Here is a 19,959-nt window from a genome sequence, read left to right as displayed (position 1 = left end):
GGCTTCCAGAATCTGCCGTCAACCCTTTTCTCCATATTCTTGAAAAGGCCGCCAATTACCTACGCTGGCAGCCTACCCCGCCCTCAGAACTTCGCGCGCAGCGCCATATTGAAATTGCGCGGCTCGCCGTAGAAGTTCCAGTAATTGGGGTTACCCAGCGTCTGGTAGTACTTCTTGTCGAACACGTTATCCAGATTGTACTGCAGCTCGAGGTTCTTGTTGATCTCGTAGACCGCATGCAGGTTGACCAAGTGGTATGCGTCCTGCTGGATCTTGTAATCCTTGCCATACTCCCGCTGCACCATCGTGCTTTGCGCATAGAAGCTGCCGCCCAGCCGCATGTGGTTGAGCGCACCTGGCAAACGGTAGTCGCTGGCGAGCTTGAGCAGATGCCGCGGAGCAGCACTATTAAAGTCCTCCCCCTTCTGCTCACCGCCTACATATTTGGATTGGTTATAGGTGTAACCCGCCGAGACATTCCAGTCTAAGGTGATCTCACCATTCAACTCCAGCTCAAAACCGCGATTACGCACCTTGTCGGAAGCCCGGTAGCACGACCAGTCGCGATCGCAAGTAATCAACTCCGGCCGGCCCGTCTGATCGGCCTGATACACAGCAATGGAACCCAGCAGGCGCTTGTCGAAGAACTCCCCCTTAAGCCCGACCTCATAATTGCTGCCCGTCATGGGCTCAAGCACTGAGCCGGTGATGTCCTGGTTGTTCTGCGGCTTGAATATTTCGGTATAGCTGGCGTAGGCAGTCAGGTTCTCACTCAGGTCCTGGACCAGGCCTGCGTACGGCGTGAGTTCACCGCTCTTGGAATAGTGGGTATGCACCGGCCTCGTCACCACATCCAGGTTGTCATAGCTGATCCAGCTCAAGCGGCTGCCGAGGATGAACGTGGTGGAGTCTGTCAGATTAAAACGCCCGGCGACATAGACCCCCTTCTGTTCCTGCGTGCGGTTGTACTTCCATTGATTGACGTTCAAAGCCGTTGGCTTGGGTGGATCAAACGCCGCAACGTTATTCATATCGACTACATAACGATAGGTGGCATCGCGACCACCGTGGTAATCGAAGTCATCCTTGCGCCAGTTGCCCCCGATAATCAGCTCATGCTCACGCCCCAGCAATTGGAACGGACCGGATGCGTAGCCATCGATACTGGTCTGGGTATCGTCATACCGGAAGTGACGCGGATTCAAGGTGAACTGGTCGGTGGTGCCGGCCGGCCAGGTGTAGTTACCCAGAAAATCCGACTTGGACCACATCTGATTGACCGCCAACACCGCTTTCCAATCATTGGCAAAGGTGTGCTGGATATCCGTAAACACTGTGGTATTGCGCTTGTCCAGGTGATTCCAGTCCCCGGTCAGCGAAGTGGAGCGCGACAACGGATAGAACGTGCCGTCGGTATGGATCGGTAGGCCGGACCAGTCATAACCCGAGTTGCGTTCCTTCTGATAGCTGTAACCCAAGGTCACGAGGGTCGACTCACTCACATCCGCCTCAAGAATGCCGTAAAACAGCTGATTCTCTTTTTGCGCAGTGTCCAGATAGCTATTGGCATTGTTATAGGAAATGACCGAGCGCCCACGCAACGTGCCTTCCTTATTAAGCGGCGAAGACAGGTCAACCATCGTCTTATAGTCATCCCAAGAGCCCATCGACGTTTCGATCAGCGCCTGTGGCTCGGCCGTCGGGCGTTTGCGAATCAAATTGATCGACGCCGACGGCGTTCCCGCGCCCTCCATCAGCCCCGTGGCGCCGCGCACAATGTCAACACGATCATAAATGTCGGTGGTGGGCTTAGAGATGGCATCCATCGAATAGGCATTGCTGATGTTGGTCGGCACACCATCAATTTGCAGGCTATCGACCAACTGGCCGCGAGCTTGGTACAGCGAACGCTCGCCACCGTTCTTGACCACCATGATGCCGGTCGCGTTCTGCATCACATCATCGAGGTTCTTCATGCCCTGGTCGTCCATGCGCTGGCGGGTCACGACAGTGACCGACTGCGGCGTTTCACGCAGGGACATCGCCAGCTTGGTGGCTGTCGCGGAGCGTCCGGTCGCATACGAGCCGCTGTCTTCGGTCACAGCCCCCAGGCCTTGGCCGGTGATAGTCGTCGCGCCCAAGGTCAAGCCGGTTGCCGACTGCACCACCAATTGAAACTCGCGCTCCCCCGTTCGTACCGCCTGTACGCCTGTGCCCGCCAGCATTTGCGCCAGCGCCTGCTCCACGTTGGTGGCGTGCACAGCCTGGCTTTGTTTATTAGCCGTTAACGCCGCATCCCCACCAACGAGAATGCCTGCCTGGCTGGCCAACAGGTTCAACTGACGGGCCAGCGGGCCGGCCGGAATGTCCAGGGATTGCTGTTGGGAAGAAGCGCCAGGGCTGTCAGCCAGGGCCTCCCCCACATTACCGGCAAAGACCATGACGACTGCCAGAGCCAGAGGCTGGTGGCGCGAGAAAACGGTAGCGCGAGAAAGCATGAATGAGTCCTTTCGGAGGTCGAATGGAGTAGCGTCATCCAACCAAGCGAGCGAGCCGCGCAAAACCGGAAAAGTTTTTTCGACTTTTTCAACGCGCCTCGACCGAGACCCACCACGGCAACGTGTGCACCACCCGAATCGGCAGCGCTCGCTCCAACATCGCCAAGGCCCGATCAGTGTCGAGCAACGGGTAAGTCCCCACGGCGCGCAAACCCGCAAGTGCCGGATCGAGACCCAGATGGCCGTGACGATACTCACCCAGTACCCGCAGCGCTTCGCCGAGCGGCATGTCCTCGGCCACCAGCACACCCCGACTCCAATCCTGGCGCTGCGCTTTCACAGGCAACAGCACACCATTGGCCTGCGCATCAAAGACCATCGCCTGGCCCGCCTCGACGCGTGCCTGTCGACCACTGTCCGCGCAAGTGGCCTGCACCGCGCCGCCGAAGACGCTCAAGGTGGTCTGCAGTCCCTCGGCACGCACACTGAACAACGTGCCCAACGGCTGCATGAGGCCAGCCCGCGTCACCACATGCAAAGGTCGCGCATCAGCGCCCGTCTCCAGGAGTATCTCGCCGCGATACACACTCAGTTGCCGCACGCCTTCATCAAAGTGCACATCCACTGCCGTCGCGCCGTTGAGCCAGAGCTGGCTGCCATCGGCCAAACGGATCGGTCGCACCTCGCCCAGCCCGGTACGATACGTGGCAAACCAGGCCCGCGGCGAATCCATCCAACCTTGCCGCCAACCCGCCGACGCCAACAGCCCTCCGACGCCCGCCACGCACAGGCTGCCAAGCAAAGTGCGGCGCGAAATACGCTCACGGCGCAACGTGGTCAACACCTGATGCGCCTGACCAGCATCACCGCCCAGGTTTGCGAAACGCTGGTTGATGCCCTCGACGTACTGCCAAGCCAGGCGATGCTGCGCATCTTGCGCCAGCCATGCGCTCCACTGAGTGCGGGCGCCTACGTCATCCGGCATGGCATGCAACCGGGCGAACCAACCGGCAGCCTGTTGCAGCACATGGTGATCGGGCGTGAGCGGGTTCAAACCAGCGCCCCGGCCAACTCGACTTCCAGCAGCAGACACTGATACATCGCTTGAGCCAGATAGCTATTCACACTGCGCTCACTCACCCCCAGCCGCTGGGCGGTCTCGCGCTGTGTCAGCCCTTGCAACTGCACCAGCAGGAACGTCTCGGCCACCCGCTTGGGCATGCGCTCCAGCATGGCCTGCAACTGCCCGAGTGTTTCAAGGATGATCGCCTGATGCTCCAACGACGGCACCTGATGCTCAGGTTGCGCCGCCAGCACGTCCAGATACGCCTGCTCAATGCGCCGGCGTCGCCAGAAGTCGACGCACATGTGCCGCGACATGCGCCCCAGATACGCCCGCGCATGCTCCTCATCGTTGAACACCCGAGGCGCCGCCAGCAAACGCACGAACACATCATGGGCCAGCTCCGCCGCATCGCTGGCATTGCCCAGCTTGCGTTGCAGCCATTGCTGCATCCAGCCATGGTGCGATCGGTACAGGGCCTCCAAGTTGGAACCGGGTGCAGGGACGCCAGACGGAACGTTCATGGAGAGCGGGCCTTGATTGCTAATAAGAATGATTAGCAAGTGTAGCTTTGATGCGCCGCCCCCCGCAATTGTTGGTTCAGAACGTGTATTTGAAACTCGTCATAAAATTACGCGGCGCACCGTACACACTCCAACTGTCCGCATAGGCGTAATAACTGCGATCAAACACGTTATTCACATTCAACGTCGCGCTGAGGTTGCGGCTGATCTCATACCGCGCCATCAGGTTGGTCAGCGCGTAGCTGCCTTGCTCAAACGTATGCAAGTCCATCCCCGTCTTGCTCTGCCAGTTAACTCCGCCGCCAACAGTCACCTTGTCGAACATACCCGGCAGTCGATAGGTGGTGAAGGTCTTGAGGCTATGGCGTGGGCTGGTGGTGACGATGCGCTGGTCATCGGCGTTGGTGCTCACGCTGTAGGCATATCCGGCGGACGCTTGCCAGCCTTCGCTCAGTTCACCATTGAGTTCCAGCTCAACGCCTTCGGTAGAGGTGCCCTGTTCCAAGCGATAGATATCCGGGGCTCGCACGTAGACCGCCAGGTTGTCCTGGTCGATCTTGAACAGCGCCAGGCTGGCGTTGAGCCTGTCTTCATTAAAGCTGCCCTTGATCCCCACCTCGTAGCCGGTGCCCTCTTGCGGGTCCAGCGCTTTATTGTTTTCGTCGTGGACGCCATAAGCCTGGGGATTGAAGATCTTGGTGTAGCTGGCATACAGCGACCAGGTGCTGTCCAGGTCATACACCACGCCGGCATAGGGCAGGAACACGCCGTTGCGGGTTTCCTTGCTTTCGGTGTTCTGGGTAGGGTCAGCGTAGGTCACCACCTCGTTGTTGCGTTTCCAGTCGGTGACGCGGCTGCCGAGGATCACCGTGGTGTTGTCGGTGACATGCAAGCGCGAGGTCAGGTACGCCGCGTATTGGTCTTCTTCTATATGAGTCTTACCCACAGGCGTGGTGTTCGGAATATTCGCACCGCTACCGTTCCACTCAAAAATGTTAGGCACAGTGCCGTCGTAACCGGTCCAACTGCCGAACCAGCCGCCATGGCTTGGGGTGTTTTCGTTATAGCGCGACATCGTCACGCCAGCGATCAACTCATGCTCGCGCCCAAACAGGTTGAACGGCCCAGTGAGATAGGCGTCTAGGTTGTTCTGGCGCGGCGTACCCGACCAGCGATTGGGATACAGATAAGCGCCAGCCCCCGTGCCCTGATCAATGCTGCCGTTCATATAGTTGATCAGTTCATCGAACTGGTTCTGGGTATGGCTGACTTCTACCTTGCCACTCCAGCCGTTATCGAACTGGTGTTCGAGCGACGTGAAAACATTGGTCTGCTTGCGATCGTTGTAAGCCCAGTCCGGCGCGCTGTTGGCGGAACGGCTGAAGGTGGTGCGGTTGCCGTTGCTGTAGAACATCGGAAAACCGGTGCGCAGCGGGTCGTTCACCTGATTGTTTATATAGCTGAAGCCCACCGTCAGCATGGTCGCGTCACTCAGGTCGAACTCCGAAATGCCGTACACCAACTGCGAATCGGTGTTGACCCGATCCACCCAGGAATTCTGCTTCTTATAGTCCACCACCAGGCGACCACGGATATTGCCAACGTCATTCAACGGCCCCGACACATCGAACCCCGTGCCATAACGATCCCAACTGCCCGCCTCGCCGGTGATGCTGGCCTGGGCTTGGGCAGTTGGCCGCTTGCGGATCAGGTTGATAGTCGCCGACGGCGTGCCCGAGCCACTGATCAAGCCCGTTGCACCGCGCACTACCTCAACCCGGTCATACATCGCGGTGTTCTGGGTGGTGTTGTCCAACCGCGCCGAAGTCGGCACGCCGTCAATCTCGAAGTTGTTGATCTGGAAACCACGGGACCAATACGTATCGTTCTCCGCCCCCACACCCACCCGCAACACGGTGATGCCCGGCGTGGCCTCCAGCACTTCGGTGAGGTTGGTGAGCTTCTGGTCATCAAGACGTTGACGGGTAATCACCGTTACCGATTGCGGGGTTTCTTTCTGCGTCAGGTTCAGGCGTGTCGAACTGCTGGACGAATAGGTGGTGTAAAGCCCCGTGCCTTCAGTGGTCGACCCCGGCGCCATGCCAGAGATGGACACCGCACCCAGCTGCAAGGCACCGCCCGCCCCAGGTTGTAATTGATAGCGCCCCTCGCCGGTCTGCACCACGGTCAAATCACTGCCCGCCAAAACCACCTGCAATGCCTGATCCACACTGTAGCTGCCATGCAGCCCAGGGCTGGTCTTCCCTGCGGTGAGTGCAGCATCGCCCGCCAAATAGATACCGGCTTGGGCGGCGAGCTGGTTGAGTTGATCGGCCAAGGCACCGGACGGCAGGTCAAAACGCTGCACGCTTGCCTGTTCGGCGGCAGCCGCCAGCGGTGCCAGGCTCAGGCCAACGGGCATAGCCACGGCAACCGCAATCGCCAGGGCCAAAGGTTTAGGTGAGTTACGCAGGAATGAGGACATAAAACAGTTCCGGTCGAAGGAGGCATCAAGCCGTTGTCCTTCTCTAATTCGAATGAAAATCCAAAACCGGAAGCACAGCAGAAAAAAAATTCAGCGTGGAACCACAGTCACCCACCAATTGAAGCGCCGCTCAACACGCACCGGCAACACCTGCTCCAACATCGCCAGTACCTGATCGGTGTCTTGCAGGGGATAGGTGCCCATCACCCGAAGATTGGCCACCTGTGGATCAACCCCCAGATGCCCCTCACGATAGCTGGCCAGTTCGGCAATAAAGTCTGCCAAGCGCATATCGCCCGCCATCAACACCCCCTTGGCCCACGCCTCGCGCCCAGGTTGCGCACGCTGCATTGCCGACATGTTCTGACGATCAAAAGCCACACCCTGCCCTGCCGGCACTATTCGGGTTTGATCGGTGTCGGCGCAGCTGGCTTGCACGCTGCCTTCATACACATTGAGCAGCGTACGGCCATCCTGTTCGCGCACGCTGAACCGCGTCCCCAGAGGCCGCAAATGACCTTGCGGGGTGTTCACAACAAACGGTCTGCGATCACTGCCGGTATTGATCAGCACTTCACCCCGGTACAGCTTCAACTCACGCAGCCCGCCGCTGAACTTCACATCCAGCGCCGTGCCGCTGTTGAGCCAGATACGCGAACCATCGGCCAACCGTTGCTCACCCAGCACCGCAGTACCGGTATGAAAGTCCGCCCCCGGCAACCAACGCTGCTGCCAACTGCCCCAGCCCAGCAACGCGCCGCCCATGACCACTGACAACCCGCGCAGCACCTGCCGCCGCGAACGCTGGGAGTGCCGCAGGTTTTCCAACGCTTTGTTGGCCCCCGCCAAATCCTCCTGCAACGGCGCAAAGCGCTGCCCCACGCGCGCGACATAGCTCCAGGCCTGGCGATTGATCTCACTGTGGGCATGCCATTGGCGCCACGCCTCATGCAATGACACGGCCGTGGGTTCGGCAATCAGGCGCGCATACCAGTCGGCGGCTTGTTGCAAGGTGGCGTGGTCAAGGCCACCGGGTTGGCTGCTCATGACAGGGCGCCGTCCAACTCGGCTTCCAGCACCATGCACTGGAACATCGCCTGTCCGATGTATTTGGTGACCGTGCGTTCGCTCACGCCGATGCGCTGCGCGATCTGGCGGTAGCTCAAGCCGTCGATCTGGGCCAGGCAGAACGCCTGGGACACTTTCGCCGGCAAGCGATCGAGCATCGCCTGCAAATGCACCAGCGCCTCCAGCACCAGCGCGCGGTGCTCTTCCGAGGGCGCACATTCCTCAGGCCGACTCGCTAACACCTCAAGCCAAGCCTGCTCCACCTGCCTACGCCTAAAAAAATCCACACAGACGTTGCGCGACAAGGTGCTCAGATACGCACGCGCATGCCCGTCGCTGCCAAATTCGCGGGGCTGGCTTAACAGCCGAACGAACACATCATGGGCCAGTTCTGCAGCATCACTGACGTTGCCGAGTTTTCTGGCGAGCCAGCGCTGAATCCAGCCATGGTGGGCTGTATAGAGGCTACCAACGCTGAACGGTGAGGCAACGGGCTCGGGAAGCGGGGGCATAAGGCGCCCTACCAAATAAGAATAGTTCCCAATGGTAATGAGAAAAGATAGCGACTACAACGGGGAAACTGCCAGTTCCCCGCTTCAGGTCTCATCCCGCCGCGTGCGCCCATCCGGTCCATACAATTTGTTACCCACCACCGTATTGAGGAACCCGACAATCCGCTGGTTAGCCGCCATACGCACACCCAACGCCTCACCATTGGCCACGTTCAACTCCCGCGCCCTGCGGGCCAGCGCCTGCACCTCACGCCAAATCGCCACGCAATCAGCATCCTCAGCCGCCTTGAGTGCACCTTGGCGACCCGCCCCATAGCCCAGCTTCAACTGTGCCCCGGCGCGTATGGCTTCCAACTGCTCCAACCTGAGCAACGCAGCCTGCTTGCTCGCCGTCAGTTCTTGCAGGCGTTCGCCATCCACCTTGGCCTGGGCCAACGCCAAGCGTTCCTGCTCCAGCAATTGCACCAACTGCTCAATCGCTTCCTGCTGCACCTGCAGATGTTTACTCAGACTCATGGTTACCTGCGGCTCATCAACGGGCGCTCATTCGGTTTCGCGGACACTCGCCGCCAGCCCATCAAAGATCGAATCGGCGCTCACTTGGTAAGTGCCACTGTCGATGGACTGGCGCAGGGCCGCGACTTTTTCCATATCCACATCGGCCGACGTAGACACGTCCGCGCTGGCGGTGCTGCTGGACACTTGCACGCCGTCATCAAGGGTGGCGTCCAACGGCTGCAGGTCCATGCGTTGAGCACCCGCCACCTTGCTGTCAGTGGGCGCTGGGGGGTTGGTCAGGTTCGCACTTATGATTTTCACGTTAGAGGCTTCAATTGGCTGTGGTTGAGTCACTATCGGCAATCGCGATGGCAAACTTTGACCTTGGATAAAAATTAATAACGCAGCAGCAATTCATTCTGGCCCACCACCTGGGCGTTGAGCATTTTGCCGTCGTTGCCCAGCACCCGCACGCTGCTGCCCAGGCTACCGTTGTCCAGCGCCTTGCCTTCGCGGCTGATGGTGAAACCGGCGCCCTGGGCCTGCAACGTCACCCGCTGGTTGCGTTGCACCAACCAAGGCTCGCGGAAGTGGCTGCGGGTCAGCACCATGCCTCGGCCCAGAGTACGACTGGCCTGGCGACCGATGATCTGGCCCATTTCGAACACGCTGCCCTTGGGCAAGCGCTCCAGCGGGCCGCGCTTGAGTTCCAGCATCGGCGCCTTGATCACCTCGCCCGCCGTGATGCGCTGGCGGCTGACTATATAGTCGCCCACCACCTGCACGCTGACTTGCAGGTACCCGGCCACTTCGCTGTCACAACGCACGCCGACGGCCACGCGGCCAAAAGCATTTTGTTCGGGATGCACCAGATAAGGCCGAGGCTGCGAGCACTCCAAAATTCGCGTGGCAGGCTGGCCGATGTCCACCGCCACCAACTGCGCGCGCACCGGCAAGCGCGGTGCAATCACACCGCGCACCTTGTCTTCCAAGCCATCCGCCTGGGCCATGGCACTGCACAGCACGCACATCAAACCGAGCATTCGCCACGCCATCTATCCCACCCTCAAAGCTTCCCAGCGCCGAATTCTAGTCGCCCCACCCCCAGGGCAAATCCTGAATTAGTCGCCAAATAGCCGCCTGTTTCAGCCTTTGCCTGGGCAGCCTTGGGACTAACCTGCGAGCCGTTCATTTATTTAATGCACAGGTCCGCAACCATGATCGACAAGCTCGACAACGAGCTGCGCTTTCAGCAGGACGCAATGAGTTTGCGGGCTGAGCGCCAGCAGGTATTGGCCAATAACATCGCCAACGCCGACACCCCCAACTTCCGCGCGCGGGACTTCGACTTCTCCACCGAACTGGCCAGCTCCCTGCAAAAAGAGCACACCCAGGGCCGTGGCATGACGCTCGCCACCACCTCGGACCGGCACCTGCAAGCCGCGTCCACCAGCAGTTTTGCCAGCCGCGACTTGCTCTACCGCGTGCCCGACCAACCGAGCCTGGACGGCAACACCGTGGACATGGACCGCGAACGCGCCCAGTTCACCGACAACGCCGTGCGCTACCAGGCCAGCCTCACCTTCCTGACCAGCCGCTTGCAGTCGCTCAAGACCGCCATGCAGTCCGAATAACCCAGGGTAAGCACCATGTCGATGTTCAGCATTTTCGATATCGCCGGCTCCGCGCTCAGCGCCCAGTCCCAGCGCATGAACGTAACCGCCAGCAACCTGGCCAACGCCGACACCACCAGCGGCCCCGACAACGAAGCCTACCGGGCGCGCCAGGTGGTATTCGAGTCCCAATACCAGGCCGGCAGCAACATCGGCGGCGTGCGCGTCAGCCAAGTGGTCGAGGACGCCTCGCCCATGCGCCAGGAATACCGCCCCGGCGACCCGCTGGCCGACGAGTCGGGCTACGTGACCATGCCCAACGTCGAGCCGGTGGGCGAAATGGTCAACATGATCTCCGCGTCGCGCTCCTACCAGGCCAACGTTGAAGTCATGTCCACCAGCAAGGAAATGATGCTCAAAACTTTAACCCTGGGTGAGGCCTAAACCATGACCAGTACGATTGCCAGCTCGGTGCTGTCGACCATGAACAGCACCAGCACCACCGCCGACAGCACCACCTCGGCGGCGGATGACTTGCAGGACCAGTTCCTCACGCTGCTGACCACGCAGTTGCAAAACCAAGACCCCACCGACCCGATGGACAACAGCGAGATGGTCACCCAGCTGGCGCAGATCAGCACCATCAGCAGCATCGAGAACGTCACCTCGACACTCGAAGGCATCTCCAGCCAGATCAGCGCCGCCGAAACCCTGCAAGCCTCGGCGCTGGTGGGCAACGGCGTGTTGATCGACGGCAACACCATCCAGGTCGGCGACGGCGTGGCCACCACCTTTGGCGTCACCCTCGACAGCGATGCCGACGACGTCACCGTCACCATCAAGGACAGCACCGGCACGGTGGTGCGCACCCTTGATGAAGGCAGCATGAGTTCCGGCACCCAGGCCTTGTCGTGGGACGGCCTGCAGGACGACGGCACCACCGCCGCCGACGGCGCCTACACCTTCAGCATCAGCGCCACCGCCAGCGACGTCGCGGTCACCAGCACCGCACTCAAATATGCCCTGGTCACCGGCGTGACCACCGACAGCAGCAACCAGGTTGCACTGGACCTGGGGGGCGTCAACGACAACGTTGCCCTCAGCGACATCAGCCTCGTCCTCTGACGCCCTACCTCTATAAAGGAGAAACACCATGGCTTTTTCCCAAGCGCTCAGCGGTCTGTCGGCGGCGTCCACCGACCTCAACGTGGTCAGTAACAACATTTCCAACTCCCAGACCGTGGGCTTCAAAAGCTCCACCACCCAGTTCGCCGACGTGTACTCCGGCGCCGATGTGGGCCTGGGCACCCAGGTCTCCGGCGTGGTGCAGAACTTCGAATCCGGCAGCCTGACCACCACCGACAATTCCCTGGACCTGGCGATCAACGGCGACGGTTTCTTCACTTTCACCGACGGCACCCAAACCGTGTACTCGCGTAACGGCCAGCTCACCCTGACCGCCGACGGCTACCTGGAAAACGCCGCCGGCGACAAACTGCTGGGGGTCAACGGCGTCATCCAGATCCCTACCACTGGCCTGCAAGCCAGCGCCAGCACCGAGCTGGATGCCGAGTTGAACCTGGACGCCAGCGAAGACGTGATCACCACCACCTTCGACCAGACCGACTCGTCCACCTATTCCTACTCCACCAGCGCCACGCTTTACGACTCCCTGGGCATCAGCCACACCAGCACCCTGTATTTCACCAAGAGCGGCGAAAACAGCTGGACCGTGCACACCGCTATCGACGGCAACCTGTTGACCGACACCCAAACGGTCGAATTCAGCGCCAGCGGCCTGATCACCAGCGGCGCCACCGGCACCTACACCTACGACCCGGACAACGGCGCGGCAGACATCGCCCTCACCCTGGACCTGACCGGCACCACCCAGTTCGGCAACGACTCGGCGGTGTCCGACATCACCCAGAACGGCTACACCTCCGGCAGCCTGGTCAGCTTCACCATCGATGAAACCGGCACCGTGGTCGCCACCTACTCCAACGACCAGACCAAAAACATCGACCAAATCCAACTCGCCACCTTCAGCAATGAAAACGGCTTGAAGGCCAATGGCGACAACACCTGGCTGGCCACCACCTCGTCCGGGCAACCGTTGTTGGGCGTGGCGGGCAGCGGCTCGCTCGGTTCGATCCTCAGCGGCACCACCGAAGACTCCAACGTCGACCTGACCGCGGAGCTGGTGAACCTGATCATTGCCCAGCGTAACTTCCAGGCCAACGCCAAGTCGGTGACGGCGCAAAGCGAAGTGCTGCAACAAGCTGTGAACATCGGTTCCTGACCCTATGGATCGCATGCTTTTCACGGCCATGAGCGGGGCCAACCAGGCGCTCGAACAACAAGCCGTCGTGGCCAACAACCTGGCGAACATCGTGACCCCGGGCTTTCGTGCGCAACTGGTGGAGATGCAGTCTTCACCGGTGGCGGGCGACGGCCTGCCGACCCGTGTGTCGGTGGCCGCCAACGGCATCGGCGTGGACTGGAGCGAAGGCCCCATCGTGCACACCGACCGCGCATTGGACGTGGCCCTGGGCGAAAACGTGATGCTCGCGGTACAGACCGGCGACGGCAGCGAGGCCTACACCCGCCGTGGCGACTTGCAGGTGGACGGCACCGGCGCCATGAGCGTGGGCGGTCGCCCGGTGATCGGCGATGGCGGCCCGATCACTGTGCCCCTGGGCAGCGAAGTCACCCTGGGCAGCGACGGCACCATCAGCGTGCGTGAACTGGGCATGAGCCCACGGGGTTTGAGCCCGGTGGGCAAATTGAAGCTGGTGTCGGCACAACCCGGCACCTTGCAGCCGGGCACCGATGGCTTGTTCCGCACCGCCAACGCCCAACCCTTGCCGGCCGACGACACCCTGCGCGTCGCCCCCGGCGCCCTGGAAGGCAGCAACGTCAGCCCCACCAGCGCCATGGTCGCGATGATCGACAACTCACGCCGCTACGACATGCAGATGAAAGCCATCAGCACCGCCGACGAAAACGCCAAGAGCGCTAACAGCCTGCTGTCCGTGAGCTGACCGCACCGTTGCACCCACAAGGAACCGCACCATGATCAGATCGCTGTGGACGGCAAAAACCGGCCTCGAAGCCCAACAGGGCCAAATGGACGTGATCGCCAACAACCTGGCGAACGTCAGCACCAACGGCTTCAAGCGCTCGCGCGCGGTGTTCGAAGACCTGGTGTACCAAAACGTGCGCCAACCCGGCGCGCAAAGCAGCACCGACACCCGCCTGCCCTCGGGCTTGCAGGTCGGCACCGGCGTGCGCGAAGTGGCCACCGAGCGCCTGCACACCCAGGGCAACCTGGAACAGACCAGCAGCTCCAAGGACTTGGCCATCAACGGCCTGGGCTTTTTCCAGGTGGACATGCCCGACGGCAGCACCGGCTACACCCGTGACGGCAGCTTCCAGCTCGACTCCAACGGCGAGATGGTCACCTCCAACGGCTACAAACTCTCGGCCGGCGTGACCATCCCGGCCAACGCCACTGCGATCACCATCAGCAGCGACGGCATCGTCTCGGTGACTACCCCCGCCGCGTCCACCTCGACCCAGGTCGGGCAGCTCAACCTGGCGTTGTTCATCAACCCGGCTGGCCTGGAAAGCATCGGCCAGAACCTCTATCTGGAAACCGACGCCTCCGGCTCACCCACCGAAACCACGCCGGGCCTGAACGGCGGCGGCACCTTGTCCCAGGGCTACGTGGAAACCTCCAACGTGAATGTGGTGGAGGAAATGGTCGGCATGATCCAGACCCAGCGTGCCTACGAAATCAACAGCAAGGCCGTCGAAAGCTCGGACGAGATGCTCCAGCGTCTGACCCAGCTTTGAGCGAGATCCCCACCATGGCTCATAAGTATCTGCTGGCCTGCGTGCTGGCCCTCGCCGGTTGCGATCAACTGCCCCACAAACCGGTGGTGCCCGAAGAAGACCTGCCGGCGCCGGTCTATCCGCTGCGCCAGGCCAACGGTTCGATCTACCAGGGCAGCCTCGGCTCGCAACCCTTGTTCGAAGACCGCCGCCCACGCCGGGTCGGCGACACCCTGACCATCCAGCTGGAAGAACAGGTCAGCGCCAGCAAGAACTCCTCGTCCAACGCCAGCCGCGCAGGCTCCATGGGCTTGAGTTTCGCCACCACCTCGGCGCGCGCCTCCCAGGTCGGCTCGTTTGGGATGGATGCATCGACCACCCACGACTTTGTCGGCGCCGGTGGTTCCCAGGCGAACAACTCGTTCACCGGCACCATCTCGGTGACAGTGATGCAAGTGATGCCCAACGGGCACTTGCGGGTGCGCGGTGACAAACAGATCGCCATCAACCAGGGCACCGAATTCATCCGCTTCTCCGGCCTGGTCAACCCGCGCAGCATCACCGGGGAAAACACCGTGTCATCGACCCAGGTGTCCCAGGCGCGCATCGAGTACGTGGGCGATGGCTATATCAATGAAGCGCAGCGCATGGGCTGGCTCCATCGCATCCTTCTCAATGTTTCACCTTTTTGAGTAACGCTGCCATGTTCCTAAGAGCCGCCAGAATCCTGCTGCTGAGCTGCCCGTTGTGGCTATGCGCAACGGCGCAGGCCGAGCAGATCCGCGACATCGCCGATTTTTCCGGCATCCGCCCCAACAACCTGGTGGGCTACGGCCTGGTGGTGGGCCTGGACGGCAGCGGCGACCAGACCACCCAAAGCCCGTTCACCGAACAGGGCCTGACCAACATGCTCTCCCAACTGGGCGTCACCCTGCCCGCCGGGGCGAACATGCAGATGCGCAACATCGCTGCGGTAATCGTCACCGCCAACCTGCCCGCCCTGTCGCGCCCCGGTCAGCAGATCGACGTGGTGGTGTCGTCCATCGGTAACGCCAAGAGCCTGCGCGGCGGCACCCTGTTGATGACGCCAATGAAAGGCGCTGACGGCGAGGTGTACGCCGTGGCCCAGGGCAGCCTGCTGGTGGGCGGTGCGGGCGCATCGGCCAACGGCAGCAGCGTGACGGTCAACCAGCTTGCGGGCGGACGAATTCCACGCGGCGCAATCATCGAACGCGCAGTGGCGCTGAACTTGAACAGCGACCACGGCCTGCTCGGCCTGGCCCTGCATGAGCCGGACTCGGCCACCGCCCAGCGCATTGTCTACGCCATCAACCTGGACATGCGCCGCACCGTGGCGTCGGCCGTGGACGGCGGAATGATCGAAATCCAGGGGCCGGTGTCGCCCAACGAACGCACCAATTTCATGGCGCGCATCGAGAGCATTGAAGTGCTGCCGATCCAGGCGCGGCCAAAAGTCATCCTCGATTCGCGCACCGGCTCCATCGTGCTCAACAGCTCGGTGAAGCTGTATCGCGCAGCGGTGGCACACGGCAATTTGTCGGTGATCATCGACACCACCAACACCGCCAGCCAACCCGGCGCATTCAGCGGTGGGCAAACGGCGGTGACGTCCCAGAGCAATATCTCCATCGAATCCCAGGGCGGCTCGCTGCATTTGCTGGAAGGTACGGCCAACTTGATGGACGTGATCAAGGGCCTCAACGCCCTGGGCGCCACGCCGCAGGATTTGATGGTGATCTTGCAGGCGCTCAAGGCCGCAGGCTCGTTGCGGGCTGAGCTGGAGATTATCTGATGAAAAGCACCGATCACTTTGCCCTCGACGTGCAGGGCCTTGATCACCTGCGCAACAGCGCGCACCTGGACCCGCACGCGGGACTCAAGGAGGCCAGCAAGCAGTTCGAGGCGGTGTTTATCCAGATGATGCTCAAAAGCATGCGCGCAGCGGTGCCCAAGTCGCAGATGTCGAGCAACTCGCAAACCGAGATGTACACCGAGATGCTCGACCAGCAATGGGCACAGAGCCTGTCGGGCAAAGGCATCGGCCTGGCTGAGCAACTCACGCGCCAATTGAGCGGCTACACCCATGCGCCAACTCCCGAGCTGAGCGCAGCCACCACGGCATTTCTCGATTTACCGCCCACCCGCCCCAACCCTTTCGCCGCCTGGAAGCGCCATGAAGTCAGCGGCACCAACAACGACCAGCCTGATCACGTCCAGGCCTTTGTCGCGCGCCTGAGCGGGCCCGCGCAAACCGCCTCCCGCAACAGCGGCGTGCCCGCCGAGCTGATCCTGGCCCAGGCCGCGCTGGAAACCGACTGGGGCCGGCGCACCATCACCACCGCCCAGGGCGCCGACAGCCACAACTTGTTCGGCATCAAGGCAGGCTCAGCCTGGCAAGGCGCAACCACCGAAGTGATGACCACCGAATACAGCGACGACACCGCGCAAAAACAGCTCGAAGCCTTCCGCGTCTACCCCAGCGACGACGCCGCCTTCAGCGACTACGCCCGCCTGATGCGCAGCCGCCCCGGCTACGCCGCCGTGCGCACCGCCACTGACGCACCGCAAGCCGCCATCGCCCTGCAACAGGGCGGTTACGCCACCGATCCGCGTTATGCGCAAAAGCTGATTTCCGTCATGGCCACCATCGGCCCCTTGCACGCCACACAAGCACGCAACGATTTATAGGCCAGGGGTCAAGATGCCCTTTCGCCGGGCCGATAGTGCCAACCATGTAGCCCAGGAGCTTCTCGATGAGCATTATTTCCATTGGCGTCAGCGGCCTGACCGCCGCACAGATCGCCCTCAGTACCAGCAGCAGCAACACCACCAACGCCTACACCACGGGCTACACCTTGCAGGTGGCCAACTTCTCCGAGTCCACCTCGGGCAGTGGCGTGCAGATCTCCAGTGTGGATCGCCAGTACAACCAGTTTGTCACCAGCCAGCTCAATAGCTCGGTGAGTGCCGAAAGCGCGCTGTCGACCTACCAGACGGAAGTGGACCAGATCGACAGCCTGTTGGCCGACGGCGACGCCAGCCTCGACACCCTGATGCAGAGTTTCTTCTCGGCCCTGCAAACCCTGACCTCCGACGCCAGCGACACCGCTGCCCGCGAAGAAGTGATCGGCGCCGCGCAAACCCTGACGTCCCAGTTCACCCAATTGGGCAGCTACCTCGACGACATGGCCGATGACGTCAACAGCCAGATCGACGATCAGGTCACCCAGGTCAACGACATCACCGAGCAGATCGCCGACCTCAATAAAAAGATCAGCCTCACCAACGCCCTGGGCACCACCTCCAACACCCTGCTCGACCAGCGCGACCTGCTGGTGAGCCAGCTCAGCGAACTGGTGGATGTGGACGTCACCACCCAGGACAACGGCAGCTACACCGTGTCCCTGAGCAACGGCCTGGCGTTGGTGTCGGGCAACAGCAGCTTCGACCTGCAAACCGCCGTCTCGGCCAGCGACCCGACGCAAACCGTAGTCACCTACGTGGACGCCGCCGGCCACACCACCACGCTGGACGACTCCACCTTCGAAGGCGGCTCCATCGGCGGCCTGATGGACTTTCGCGACACCAGCCTCACGGATGCGCAGAACCAGTTGGGCATACTCGCCGTCAGCCTGACCCAAGCCTTTAATACCTTGCAGACCGCTGGCATCGACCTGAACGGCGACACCGGCACCGCGCTGTTTTCGGTGGCCGACCCGTCCACCTACGGCAACACCCAGAACACCGGCGACGCCACGCTCACCGCCACCTTCACCGATGACGTCAGCGCCCTGGCCGCCACCGACTACACCGTGAAGTACTCCGACACCGACGGCTACACCGTCACCCGCAACGACACCGGTGCCAGCGTCACCTCGGCGTTCGACAGCAGCAGCGCGACCCTGACCTTCGCCGGCATGAGCGTGGCCATCAGCGGCACCGCCGACAGTGGCGACAGTTTCCTGGTAATGCCCACGCGCAATGCGGCCAGCAGCTTCACCATCCTGACTACCGACGGCAGCCTGATCGCCGCCGGCACGTCCACCGGCGCCAGTGACAACAGCAATGCCCTGGCCATGCTCAACCTGCAAACCAGCAGCATCGTCGGCGGCAGCAAGACCCTCAGCCAGACCTATTCGGCGCTGGTCAGTGACGTAGGCAGCACCGCGAGCAAAATCGCCGGGCAACTGGAAACCCAGTCGAGCCTCACCGAGCAATTGACCACCCTGCAACAGTCCGAATCGGGGGTGAACCTGGATGAAGAGGCGGCCAACCTGATCGTCTACCAGCAGTACTACCAGGCCTGCGCGAAAGTGGTGGAAGTGGGCACGTCCCTGCTCGACACCATCCTCGACATCAACTGAGCGGAGTGACGCCATGCGCCTTAGCAGTGCGACGATTTACAACCAGAGCCTGAGTTCCATGCTCGCCCAGGAAAGCGCCTACCAGACCGCCGCCCAGCAAGTGTCCAGCGGCACGCGGGTGGTCAACCCTTCGGACGATTCCCTGGCCGCCGCCCAAGCCGTCAACGTGCGCCAGGCCATCGCCGCGAACCAGCAATATGCCGACTCACGCAGCGCCATCAGCACCTCGCTGTCCCAGGAAGAAAGCACCCTGGACAGCATCAACGATGCGATCACCAGCGCCCGTGCGCTGATCGTGCAGGCCAATAACGGCACCTTGAGCGACGCCGACCGCGAGTCCATCGCCACCTCGTTGCAAGGGGTGTACGACACGCTGGTGACCCTGGCCAACGCCACCGACAGCAACGGCAACTACCTGTTTTCCGGTTACCAGAGCCAAAGCCCGGCGTTTGCCACCGATGCCGATGGCAACCTGGTGTACCAGGGCGATAGCAACGCGGTGACCCAACTGGTCAGCTCCACCCAGAGCATGGCCAGCGGCGACACCGGCGCGACGATTTTTCTTAGCGTCAGCAGCTCCGCCGGTTTCATCGCCGAAGCTGGCGACAACAGCGGCAGCGTCACCTTCAGCGGCCCCACCATCACCGACACCCAGGACGCCAACTACGGCACCGGCTTCAGCCTCACCTTCAGCACCGCCGCCGACGGCACCGCGCAATACAGCCTCGACGGCGCCGACCCGGTGGCCTACACCTCCGGCGACAGCCTGCAAGTCAACGGCCTGTCCCTGACCCTCACCGGCACCCCGGTAGACGGCGACACCATCACCGTCAGCAAAGCCGCCGACGCCGACCCAGACCTGTTTGCCACCCTGAAAAACCTGATCTCAGTGCTGCAAACCCCGGTGGAAACCGACGCCGACCAGGCCAACCTCAACAACACCCTCTCCACCGCCAGCCGCCAACTGAGCAACGCCCAGGACAATGTGCTCACGGTGCAAACCTCGGTGGGGTCGCGGCTGAATCAGCTGGATGTGCTGGACACCATCGGTGATGACCTGGCACTGAATTACACCGAACGGTTGTCGGGGTTGGTGGATGCCGACTACACCGAGTCGGTGACCCAGTACACCGCGCTGCAAGTGGCGCTACAGGCGGCGCAGCAAACCTTCGTCAGCATCCAGAAGATGTCCCTGTTCGAGTACATCTAACCGCCTCAATGCAGTTAAAAAAGGTGGGAGGGGGCTTAGCAGTGTCATCACTCTTCAAGCCAGACACACATCCACATGTGGGAGGGGGCTTGCCCCCGATGGCGGTGTGTCAGTCAGCACATCTGTAGCTGACCTACCGGCATCGGGAGCAAGCCCCCTCCCACACGGGGTCGGCGGTGTCATCACTGGCCGAGCCCGGCGCATATCCAAGTCAGCCACAAGATGCCCTGCTCGAATACTTCCAACAGACTGAACGCAGTCAAAAA

20 protein-coding genes are annotated in these 19,959 nt (G+C 61.6%); 11 read left to right on the top strand and 9 right to left on the bottom strand.

Going from position 1 to position 19,959, the window contains the following annotated elements:
• Positions 1 to 83: 83 nt before the first annotated feature.
• The 9 genes from DYL59_RS29850 to flgA all read right to left on the bottom strand — a co-directional run bounded on the left by DYL59_RS29850 (position 84) and on the right by flgA (position 9,703).
• Entirely contained in the window at positions 84 to 2,498 is a 2,415-nt protein-coding gene (locus tag DYL59_RS29850) for a TonB-dependent siderophore receptor (protein ID WP_238340787.1), read from the bottom strand.
• A gap of 88 nt (positions 2,499 to 2,586) precedes the next feature.
• Positions 2,587 to 3,552, bottom strand: coding sequence for a FecR domain-containing protein (locus DYL59_RS29845; RefSeq protein ID WP_135292384.1), 966 nt, complete (start codon positions 3,550 to 3,552; stop codon positions 2,587 to 2,589).
• A complete protein-coding gene (locus DYL59_RS29840) occupies positions 3,549 to 4,085 on the bottom strand; it encodes a sigma-70 family RNA polymerase sigma factor (RefSeq protein ID WP_135292383.1) in 537 nt (178 codons plus the stop codon). Before DYL59_RS29840 ends, DYL59_RS29845 begins: the two co-directional genes overlap by 4 nt.
• A gap of 76 nt (positions 4,086 to 4,161) precedes the next feature.
• Positions 4,162 to 6,570, bottom strand: a complete 2,409-nt coding sequence (locus DYL59_RS29835) for a TonB-dependent siderophore receptor (protein ID WP_135292382.1) — start codon at positions 6,568 to 6,570, stop codon at positions 4,162 to 4,164.
• Positions 6,571 to 6,660: 90 nt separating this feature from the next.
• A complete protein-coding gene (locus DYL59_RS29830) occupies positions 6,661 to 7,617 on the bottom strand; it encodes a FecR domain-containing protein (RefSeq protein ID WP_135292381.1) in 957 nt (318 codons plus the stop codon).
• Positions 7,614 to 8,150 (bottom strand): sigma-70 family RNA polymerase sigma factor, encoded by a 537-nt coding sequence (locus DYL59_RS29825; RefSeq protein WP_135292380.1) that lies wholly within the window; start codon positions 8,148 to 8,150, stop codon positions 7,614 to 7,616. The genes DYL59_RS29830 and DYL59_RS29825 overlap by 4 nt, the downstream gene beginning before the upstream one ends.
• 84 nt (positions 8,151 to 8,234) lie before the next feature.
• Positions 8,235 to 8,666 (bottom strand): flagella synthesis protein FlgN, encoded by a 432-nt coding sequence (locus tag DYL59_RS29820; RefSeq protein WP_135292379.1) that lies wholly within the window; start codon positions 8,664 to 8,666, stop codon positions 8,235 to 8,237.
• 27 nt (positions 8,667 to 8,693) lie between these two features.
• Positions 8,694 to 8,969, bottom strand: a complete 276-nt coding sequence (gene flgM / locus DYL59_RS29815; protein WP_135292378.1) for a flagellar biosynthesis anti-sigma factor FlgM — start codon at positions 8,967 to 8,969, stop codon at positions 8,694 to 8,696.
• Positions 8,970 to 9,043: 74 nt separating this feature from the next.
• Positions 9,044 to 9,703, bottom strand: coding sequence for a flagellar basal body P-ring formation chaperone FlgA (gene flgA / locus DYL59_RS29810; protein WP_238340786.1), 660 nt, complete (start codon positions 9,701 to 9,703; stop codon positions 9,044 to 9,046).
• A gap of 162 nt (positions 9,704 to 9,865) precedes the next feature.
• Between flgA and flgB the strand changes: the two genes are divergently transcribed.
• From flgB to flgL, 11 genes are all read left to right on the top strand, one after another.
• The gene (flgB, locus tag DYL59_RS29805) at positions 9,866 to 10,282 is read left to right on the top strand and encodes a flagellar basal body rod protein FlgB (RefSeq protein ID WP_135292377.1); all 417 of its coding nucleotides are present in this window, start codon (positions 9,866 to 9,868) and stop codon (positions 10,280 to 10,282) included.
• Between the two features lie 15 nt (positions 10,283 to 10,297).
• Positions 10,298 to 10,705 carry a flagellar basal body rod protein FlgC gene (gene flgC / locus DYL59_RS29800; protein WP_122512426.1) on the top strand — a complete coding sequence of 136 codons (408 nt, stop codon included), beginning with the start codon at positions 10,298 to 10,300 and terminating at the stop codon, positions 10,703 to 10,705.
• Positions 10,706 to 10,708: 3 nt separating this feature from the next.
• Positions 10,709 to 11,386, top strand: a complete 678-nt coding sequence (locus DYL59_RS29795; protein WP_135292376.1) for a flagellar hook assembly protein FlgD — start codon at positions 10,709 to 10,711, stop codon at positions 11,384 to 11,386.
• Between the two features lie 28 nt (positions 11,387 to 11,414).
• Positions 11,415 to 12,563: a flagellar hook protein FlgE gene (gene flgE / locus DYL59_RS29790; RefSeq protein ID WP_135292375.1), complete on the top strand. Its 1,149-nt coding sequence runs from the start codon at positions 11,415 to 11,417 to the stop codon at positions 12,561 to 12,563.
• 4 nt (positions 12,564 to 12,567) lie between these two features.
• Positions 12,568 to 13,305, top strand: a complete 738-nt coding sequence (locus DYL59_RS29785) for a flagellar basal body rod protein FlgF (RefSeq protein ID WP_135292374.1) — start codon at positions 12,568 to 12,570, stop codon at positions 13,303 to 13,305.
• A 31-nt stretch (positions 13,306 to 13,336) separates the two neighbouring features.
• Complete coding sequence (flgG, locus tag DYL59_RS29780; protein WP_135292373.1) at positions 13,337 to 14,119, top strand: flagellar basal-body rod protein FlgG; 783 nt, start codon at positions 13,337 to 13,339, stop codon at positions 14,117 to 14,119.
• A 14-nt stretch (positions 14,120 to 14,133) separates the two neighbouring features.
• On the top strand, positions 14,134 to 14,790 hold the full coding sequence (locus tag DYL59_RS29775; protein ID WP_135292372.1) for a flagellar basal body L-ring protein FlgH: 657 nt from the start codon (positions 14,134 to 14,136) through the stop codon (positions 14,788 to 14,790).
• 11 nt (positions 14,791 to 14,801) lie between these two features.
• Complete coding sequence (locus DYL59_RS29770) at positions 14,802 to 15,911, top strand: flagellar basal body P-ring protein FlgI (RefSeq protein WP_135292371.1); 1,110 nt, start codon at positions 14,802 to 14,804, stop codon at positions 15,909 to 15,911.
• Positions 15,911 to 16,807, top strand: coding sequence for a flagellar assembly peptidoglycan hydrolase FlgJ (gene flgJ, locus DYL59_RS29765; RefSeq protein ID WP_135292370.1), 897 nt, complete (start codon positions 15,911 to 15,913; stop codon positions 16,805 to 16,807). Before DYL59_RS29770 ends, flgJ begins: the two co-directional genes overlap by 1 nt.
• A gap of 65 nt (positions 16,808 to 16,872) precedes the next feature.
• Positions 16,873 to 18,483, top strand: a complete 1,611-nt coding sequence (flgK, locus tag DYL59_RS29760; protein WP_135292369.1) for a flagellar hook-associated protein FlgK — start codon at positions 16,873 to 16,875, stop codon at positions 18,481 to 18,483.
• A 13-nt stretch (positions 18,484 to 18,496) separates the two neighbouring features.
• Positions 18,497 to 19,693: a flagellar hook-associated protein FlgL gene (flgL, locus tag DYL59_RS29755; RefSeq protein ID WP_135292368.1), complete on the top strand. Its 1,197-nt coding sequence runs from the start codon at positions 18,497 to 18,499 to the stop codon at positions 19,691 to 19,693.
• Positions 19,694 to 19,959: the final 266 nt, after the last annotated feature.

The organism is Pseudomonas kairouanensis, assembly GCF_004682055.1.
Lineage (GTDB): Bacteria > Pseudomonadota > Gammaproteobacteria > Pseudomonadales > Pseudomonadaceae > Aquipseudomonas > Aquipseudomonas kairouanensis.
This window is presented reverse-complemented; position numbering and strand designations above follow the sequence as displayed.

Bases quoted from the DNA above. Each gene is read 5' to 3' on its own strand.
- DYL59_RS29795 (WP_135292376.1), top strand. From the start codon at position 10,709: ATGACCAGTACGATTGCCAGCTCGGTGCTGTCGACCATGAACAGCACC.
- flgA (WP_238340786.1), bottom strand. From the start codon at position 9,703: ATGGCGTGGCGAATGCTCGGTTTGATGTGCGTGCTGTGCAGTGCCATG.
- flgG (WP_135292373.1), top strand. From the start codon at position 13,337: ATGATCAGATCGCTGTGGACGGCAAAAACCGGCCTCGAAGCCCAACAG.
- flgJ (WP_135292370.1), top strand. From the start codon at position 15,911: ATGAAAAGCACCGATCACTTTGCCCTCGACGTGCAGGGCCTTGATCAC.
- flgC (WP_122512426.1), top strand. From the start codon at position 10,298: ATGTCGATGTTCAGCATTTTCGATATCGCCGGCTCCGCGCTCAGCGCC.
- flgL (WP_135292368.1), top strand. From the start codon at position 18,497: ATGCGCCTTAGCAGTGCGACGATTTACAACCAGAGCCTGAGTTCCATG.
- DYL59_RS29785 (WP_135292374.1), top strand. From the start codon at position 12,568: ATGGATCGCATGCTTTTCACGGCCATGAGCGGGGCCAACCAGGCGCTC.
- DYL59_RS29770 (WP_135292371.1), top strand. From the start codon at position 14,802: ATGTTCCTAAGAGCCGCCAGAATCCTGCTGCTGAGCTGCCCGTTGTGG.
- DYL59_RS29835 (WP_135292382.1), bottom strand. From the start codon at position 6,570: ATGTCCTCATTCCTGCGTAACTCACCTAAACCTTTGGCCCTGGCGATT.
- DYL59_RS29825 (WP_135292380.1), bottom strand. From the start codon at position 8,150: ATGCCCCCGCTTCCCGAGCCCGTTGCCTCACCGTTCAGCGTTGGTAGC.
- DYL59_RS29775 (WP_135292372.1), top strand. From the start codon at position 14,134: ATGGCTCATAAGTATCTGCTGGCCTGCGTGCTGGCCCTCGCCGGTTGC.
- DYL59_RS29840 (WP_135292383.1), bottom strand. From the start codon at position 4,085: ATGAACGTTCCGTCTGGCGTCCCTGCACCCGGTTCCAACTTGGAGGCC.
- DYL59_RS29820 (WP_135292379.1), bottom strand. From the start codon at position 8,666: ATGAGTCTGAGTAAACATCTGCAGGTGCAGCAGGAAGCGATTGAGCAG.
- flgB (WP_135292377.1), top strand. From the start codon at position 9,866: ATGATCGACAAGCTCGACAACGAGCTGCGCTTTCAGCAGGACGCAATG.
- flgE (WP_135292375.1), top strand. From the start codon at position 11,415: ATGGCTTTTTCCCAAGCGCTCAGCGGTCTGTCGGCGGCGTCCACCGAC.
- DYL59_RS29830 (WP_135292381.1), bottom strand. From the start codon at position 7,617: ATGAGCAGCCAACCCGGTGGCCTTGACCACGCCACCTTGCAACAAGCC.
- DYL59_RS29850 (WP_238340787.1), bottom strand. From the start codon at position 2,498: ATGCTTTCTCGCGCTACCGTTTTCTCGCGCCACCAGCCTCTGGCTCTG.
- flgK (WP_135292369.1), top strand. From the start codon at position 16,873: ATGAGCATTATTTCCATTGGCGTCAGCGGCCTGACCGCCGCACAGATC.